Source organism: Wolbachia endosymbiont of Atemnus politus, assembly GCF_013309895.1.
Genome location: NZ_JAAXCS010000071.1, coordinates 1 through 7,003 on the forward strand (window position 1 = coordinate 1; position 7,003 = coordinate 7,003).

Below are 7,003 nucleotides of genomic sequence, written 5' to 3' on the forward strand. Positions count from 1 at the left end.
GGCAAAGATTTGAAAACAGAGCCTTTAAGTCCTGATTTGAATAAAGACACAGCTAATCCACAAAAAGATCTACAAGTTGATAAAAAGATTGATGTAGAGAAGAGTAAGCCTTCAGAAAACAATACAGATAAATTATTAGAAGAAAAAAAGGTGGATGGTCAAGTTGGAAAGGAAGAAATGAAAAAATTAGCTGAGGGAAAAAATTCCACCACTAAAAAAGATGAAAAAAACAAACAAGAGGAAGAGAAAAATTTACAAAAATGGACAAAGTTAGAGAGGGAATCAATAAAAGAGTGGTATCATAAAAATACACAAAGCAAATCAATATATAAACGACAATATGATAATCTTAATGAGCATCTTCCGACAACCGTGTTTGTTGATGACTACAGTAAACAGCTTTTTTACTGTATTAAAAAGAATAACTTAGTTTGTTTGAGGGGAATAATAAGTAAGTTGGAAAAGCTTGGATTAACAGTTCAAGAGGTATTAAAGTTTAGAAATAAATTTGGGGATACCCCTCTAATTTATGCAATTAAGCAAGATGAGGTAGATATAGTACGCTTTCTCTTATTACAAGGTGCTGATCCTAAAGTGGTTAATAATAGTCTTCAATCTCCTATTGATATAGCGATCAAAAGAGGACGAATTGATATGGTAAATGCAATTGCTGAAATGATACCATGTCTTTTAGAGCATAAGAGAATAGATAACAAAGAAAGCCTAGAGATGTATAATTGGGCTGTGAAGACAAAAGAAGATAATGAATTGCAGTGCAATGAAGAAGATGATTAGATTTTTGATATTAATTTTAGTTGGTCATTTGTGTTACGGAAATGAAGTAAATGATAAAAAAGATTTGATTAGCGATTTTTTGGACACTTTACATAAGATAAAATATGTGTCTTATAGTAAAGAAGACTTGACTAAATTTCTGGTGAAGTGCCATAAAGAAGGCATGCCAGAAGATTTTGGAAAAGGTTTTGGTCCTGATTTAAATGGAGCTGATTTTAGTCGATTGTACCTCAACGGATCTATTTTTAATGGAGTCAGTCTAGTTGGAGCTAATTTTTCTCATACTGACTTATCAGGTGTGTCCTTTATTAATTCTGATCTACGTGGAACTAATTTTTCTAATGCTAATCTACAAGATATAAGAATAGAAGGTACAAACTTGAGTTTTGCAAAATTTGTTTCTGCAAATTTGACAGATATTATATTTAATCAGTCTGATGTTAGTTATGCTGAGTTTATCAGCTCTGATCTCAAAAAAGTGAGAATGTGCAACATGACTGGTTTACATACTAACTTTTCAAATGTGAAAATGAATTTCTCTAGCTTGTTAAACTCGAATATTAGTTATGTGAATTTTGGCGATAGTGAAATAAACAATACTGTTGTGCAGAGGAGCAATCTTAATAACGCAAATTTTTTTGGAGTGGATTCATATAAACTAAAAATACAATTCTCCTCATTAGAGAATGCTAATATATATGGTGCAGAAATAAAGGAATCAGATTTTACAGGTAGCAATCTTTCTAATGTTTGTCTTAATTCTTCTGCTATAATCAACAGTAACTTCAATAGAGCTAATTTAAGCAACACGCAAGTCTCCTATGTGAGCAGTGATAATTCAAGTTTTGTTCAATCTATATTGAATGGTTCTAAGGTAAAACATTCATATGCTTCTGAAGTAAGTTTTCATGATGCTGATTTATCTAATATTGATTTTAGTTCTAGCGAACTGTATCAAGTTGATGTTTCTGACTCTGACATTCGCCATGGAAAATTTGATAATACTAAAGTTACAAATTCTAATATGGGCGGCTCGTTTTTTGACTATTCGTTATTTACCTCTACAAAGATAGAAGATACAGACCTTTCTGTATCTTCTATGTATAAGGTAAAAGTACAAGACTCTCAAATTTATAATAGCAGGCTTTCTCGCCATAGTATTGACTCTAGTGAAATAGAAAGTTCGACGTTTTTTAATTTAGTAGCGGATAACTCAAGCTGGTCTAATCTAAAAGTAACTAATTCAAATTTTGTTGAAAGCAATTTCAAATCTTCTTCGTTCCATGATAATACCTTTGAGAAAACGGGCTTTTTTCTCAGCAATTTCAGTAATTCAGCAATTAGTAATACATCTTTTTATTCTTCAAGCATATATAAAGGTTCGGTTGTTGATACTCACTTAACAGATTGTAAGTTTAATCATTCAATTTTGATTGACAATAAAGGACAGGAAAAGCTTACAGGTTTAGAAAACGCTATAACCTCAATTAAAGATTTGCAAGAAGAGATATCGCGGGATAAAAGATTTGATGTAAATTATGCTTATTTCGAATTTAAGGACATGAATCTAGAGAATGCTGATTTTTCTGGTTCAATGTTAAGTAGAACAAAGTTTGTAAATGTTAATTTGAATAAGGCAAACCTTGAAAAAACTGATTTGCGCTATGCTGTTTTTGATAATTCTTCTCTTATTGATACCAATTTATTAAATTCTAACCTAAACCATTCTAGCTTTTTAAAATCTGATTTGAAAAGTGCTATATTGAAAAATTCAAAGTCTGATTAAATGAGAAGCTCTGTTTACTTAGAAAAGAAAAATGACCACAAAAAATGAAGGTGTATTATTGGTTCTATCTTCTCCTTCTGGTGCTGGAAAAACTACTATATTAGAGAGATTACTTGAGCAATCAACTGATCTAGTTAGGTCTGTTTCTGTGACTACACGTAAACCTCGCCTCGGTGAAGTAAATGGAAAAGACTATTTTTTCGTTACTGAGGAAAAATTTCACGAATTATGCGAAGCTGGTCAAATGCTTGAGTATGCTAAGGTTTTTGAGAATTTCTATGGTATACCAAGGGATTTTATAGAACAAAATCTGAAAAGTGGAATAAACGTTTTACTGAGCATAGATTGGCAAGGAGCATTTCATTTATTTAAGCTTATGAGGGAGAAAGTTGTGAGTATTTTTATACTTCCCCCTTCAATAGAGGAGCTTAGGTTACGTTTACAAAAGCGTGATAGTGACAGTGCAAGTGAAATAGAACGTAGATTAGCCGAGGCTCAAAAAGAGATGAGCAAGCGTGATAAATATGATTATATAATAATCAATGATAATATTGATAAAAGTGTAGAAGAGATAAGCTCTATATTAAAGAAAGAAGGACTTAAAAGAAGGAAAGTTCAAAAAAGTATGTCAAACCGAAAAAGAAAGTGATATAAAAACCGGAGGTTTCATATATGAATCGAAGAATGAAACTACCGGGTTACTGGAGGCAAATATCGATAAGAGACGCTGACAGAAAGAAATGATCCGTTTATAAAAACGCTAACTATGCGATAAAGAAAGTGTTGGAAATAGAAGGTTTTTTGCGTTGTAAAGAATAGACTTCTTGCATAACAAACTTCTGTTAGACAAAAAAAGAAACCCCTTGACAAACCTCACCAGCCTCATTATCATGCTGTTAAGGGTATTTCTGACTCAAAACTTGTTTTTGACCTGCGCAGGATCAATGACAAAAATTTAGTAAAAAACTTAAGGTATTTATTGGCGGATTATATAAATTATTGGGGTTACATGTCTTTTAAATTTTTTCACATGCAGCTAAAATCGCGCTTAAACTAAGCGTCAGCACATTATTACAGCGCCAAGTTACAGTATTATAGGGTCAAAACTCGCATCACGGGGTTTCTTTTGCCTTTTTCTCCGCTTGGTAAATTTCTTAATGTTTGTAGCTAAGGCAATTCAAGGCGTTACGCTGGATTTTTTTCTGGATCTTAGGTGTCTGGGCACTGGGATGACATCATAGGGACTTGGATGATATTATAAAGTGACCCAGTGTCAAGCGTGACGCCATCTGCCACACAACAAATCACAATGTTCGTACAAATGTGCGCATATACTTCATGGATTGCGTTTATAATCTTTGAGTACTTCATTAATAGTGTGCCAAGCTTCAACAGCGTTTGTGTTTGTGATATCAACAAGAGCCTTCCATAAGGCCCAGGCGCGACCGCGGATCCAAGTGCTGTCGTCCAACGGAAGCATTGCACGGAAGACTTCCCGGCTTTCTCCTTTAAACAGCGTCCAAGCAATTGTTAGATCGCAAGCGGGGTCGCCGATTCCCAATCCTCCAAAATCAATGACGGCACTCAATTTTTCTTCTTGCACTAATAGGTTGCCAGTGCTAACGTCGCCATGGACATGCACCGGCAAACCCTGCCAGGTGGTTTCAAGCGCCTCTTCCCAGAGCTCGATTACAGCATCGGCATCTATTTTACCCTTCAGGAAAGTAATTGCCTGCCTTGTCTCAGCGTCGTAGGTTGTTAGTGCTCCTCCACGATAGAAATTATGTGGTCCTGGAAGAAGTCCGTCTGTTGTATCGATACTTTGTAGAGCAATGAAAAATTGTGCAAGACTGGTTGCGAAGTCACACAGATCAGCTATGTGCGCAGATGCAGCAGTGTCGCCATCAATCCAGCGGTAAACAGACCATCGCCACGGGTAGCCCTCACCAGGTTCTCCCATTGCCAAAGGTACTGGAATTGAAAGTGGCAGCAAAGGTGCTAATCTAGGCAACCACTTTTGTTCCTTTTCCACCTGCATTGCATACTTCTCGGCACTTGGCATCCGTACAAGCATGTGCTCGCCCAGGTGAAATGTCCTGTTGTCCCATCCGCTGAACGCAACCTGCCGAATATGTAACCCTCTAAATTGCGGAAATTGGGTGTCCACTAAGTTGCGCACAAGTGTGATGTCTATAATTACTTGCTCATTACCCATTCTCTATGCTAGACCTCTTCTGTTTACCTAAATTAGAATCCTATCAAAAAGATTTATGCTAGTTCCAAAAACTTACTGTTGCTATACTTTAAGTGATTTAGATTTTTTCTTTTCTCCACAATACATCTTACCTGATACGAATAGAGCTGCTATAAGATAAATAAGATTCCATGTTGCTAAGGAAACGCCAAAAATATAATGAGGTTTATCACAAGATGGAGAGTAATTAGGGTTTAATAGATTATTTCTCAGCTCTTCTACGCTAACGTTACCACTTGCTTGCTCTGTACAGCCTAAAATATCATGGAACCAATGAAGCTCAAGGCCTACATGATAAAAAGATATTATCGCATCGATGAGATAGCTGCAAAACATCGCATAGATTAGAATTTTGTTGTCTTTGAGCATATATGCCACTGCAAGCAACCCTGCAATATAGTAGGCTACCCGCTCATATATACATAACTCACACGGCAACATATTGAAAAAATACTCTAGCACGTACGCAAAAATTAGAGCAACAGCACTTGACAGCAGAAAGATTGTAGGAATTCTAGAGTTATTAAGCATAATTTTAAGCAAACTACTACAAAGACTCTTCAAAGTATAAAGCAGAGTATTCATTTTATATAGGGATTTTTATTTTTTTTCAAAAGTAATCTAACTGGTACACCTTCAGTAAAGAAATTTCTTCTAAGGTCATTAATTAAATAGCGTTTATAACTTTCATCAACACTCTCAGGTATGTTGCATATCAAAGAAAAAGCTGGAGGTTTAGTGCCAATTTGAGCGATATACTTCATTCTAACTGCCCTACCTTTTACAAGCGGGTGAGAGTGCCTATCCAAAGCATCAATCAGCCACTTATTCAATTTTGCAGTGCTGATTTTCTTGTTCAAAGATTTGTTTACTTCCAGGCATTTATCTATCACATCACTACAGCGCGTACCCTTCAACGCAGAAATTGTTATAGTTGGTACTTCCAAGAATAACCTAGTTACTTCCTGTTGTTTTACAAATTTTATCAACTTGCTCCTGTCATCTTTATTTATTAAATCCCACTTATTTAAAACAACAATAATCCCTTTCCCTCCCTTAATTGCAGCTTCACCAATTGATAAATCCTGCTGCTCAATACCAACTAGGGAGTCTAGCATTAAAACTACCACATGAGAGCGCTTGATTGATTCTAAGCTTTTTTCAACAAATCTTGATTCTAAGTCATCTATAACATTCGCCTTTCTGCGGATTCCTGCAGTATCAATGAGAGTAATTAGCTCCCCATTATGATCATATACAATATCTACAGAATCACGTGTGGTGCCTGGCTCTGAACTTGTTATTAGTCTGTTTTCTGCAAGTAGACCATTTAAAAAAGTTGACTTTCCAACATTCGGACGGCCGATGATTGCGATCCTCAGCCTACTCAGTTCATTATTAGGTAACTCAGTGTTCTCGTTAAAATTTTCAATAACACCAGCTAATACATCATAAAGATCAACCATGCCAAGATTATGCTCGGCAGAGATATACACCGGGCCAAGAAAATCAAAAAACTGCAAATAATCAACATTTTCGGATTTATGACTCTCACATTTATTTGCTATGAGGATTACAGGTTTATTCATTTTTCTCTTTAGCCACTTTGCAAATTCTTTGTTTCGCTCATTTTGCACTTTTGCATCGACAAGAAAGAAAATGATGTTTGAATTGGATAGAGAAAATTCTATTTGTTCAATAACTTGTAGTGAAAAATTAGTTTGGTCGTTCCATCCTCCTGTATCTATAACTTTAAACTCTAAATCGCTAATTCTGCCTATTCCTTCTCTTCTATCTCGTGTAACCCCTGGAATATTGCTGACCACCGCTGCTTTTCTTCCCACCAATCTATTAAAAAGAGTCGATTTTCCAGCATTTGGTAGGCCTACTATAGCGATTTTTAGCATAATTTAAGAGCACCTTCTATACACAGTAAATTATAACCGAAATCTTGCAATTTAACTATTGACTTTATAGATCACGCGAGCATACTATAACTAGAATTTCTTGTTTTATTATGTCAAGTAGGGGGATATACGGGATATCAAGATATAAATGAGCAGCTTAGTTCTCTAGATGAAGTCAGACATTTTGAAGATGAGGCTATGGATGAGTCTGAGGATGAAGATACGCCTGAATTTAGGGCATCGTGTGAAAAACTCGAAGAA

Annotated in this window: 6 protein-coding genes; 3 read left to right on the forward strand and 3 right to left on the reverse strand. The window is 35.5% G+C overall.

The window, feature by feature from the left end:
• The 3 genes from HET73_RS05130 to gmk form a co-directional block, all read left to right on the forward strand.
• Positions 1 to 795, forward strand: a 795-nt coding sequence (locus HET73_RS05130) for an ankyrin repeat domain-containing protein (protein ID WP_174134129.1), incomplete at its 5' end; no start/stop codon positions are given.
• Positions 788 to 2,581, forward strand: coding sequence for a pentapeptide repeat-containing protein (locus HET73_RS05135; protein WP_174133412.1), 1,794 nt, complete (start codon positions 788 to 790; stop codon positions 2,579 to 2,581). The genes HET73_RS05130 and HET73_RS05135, both read left to right, overlap by 8 nt.
• Before the next feature lie 31 nt (positions 2,582 to 2,612).
• On the forward strand, positions 2,613 to 3,230 hold the full coding sequence (gene gmk / locus HET73_RS05140; protein WP_174134130.1) for a guanylate kinase: 618 nt from the start codon (positions 2,613 to 2,615) through the stop codon (positions 3,228 to 3,230).
• Positions 3,231 to 3,917: 687 nt separating this feature from the next.
• On the opposite strand, the gene HET73_RS05145 is transcribed toward gmk, so the two are convergent.
• The 3 genes from HET73_RS05145 to der all read right to left on the reverse strand — a co-directional run bounded on the left by HET73_RS05145 (position 3,918) and on the right by der (position 6,742).
• Positions 3,918 to 4,796: an aminoglycoside phosphotransferase family protein gene (locus tag HET73_RS05145; protein WP_174133353.1), complete on the reverse strand. Its 879-nt coding sequence runs from the start codon at positions 4,794 to 4,796 to the stop codon at positions 3,918 to 3,920.
• Between the two features lie 81 nt (positions 4,797 to 4,877).
• Complete coding sequence (locus HET73_RS05150) at positions 4,878 to 5,420, reverse strand: disulfide bond formation protein B (RefSeq protein WP_174133352.1); 543 nt, start codon at positions 5,418 to 5,420, stop codon at positions 4,878 to 4,880.
• On the reverse strand, positions 5,417 to 6,742 hold the full coding sequence (der, locus tag HET73_RS05155) for a ribosome biogenesis GTPase Der (protein ID WP_174134131.1): 1,326 nt from the start codon (positions 6,740 to 6,742) through the stop codon (positions 5,417 to 5,419). Before der ends, HET73_RS05150 begins: the two co-directional genes overlap by 4 nt.
• Between the last annotated feature and the right edge of the window lie 261 nt (positions 6,743 to 7,003).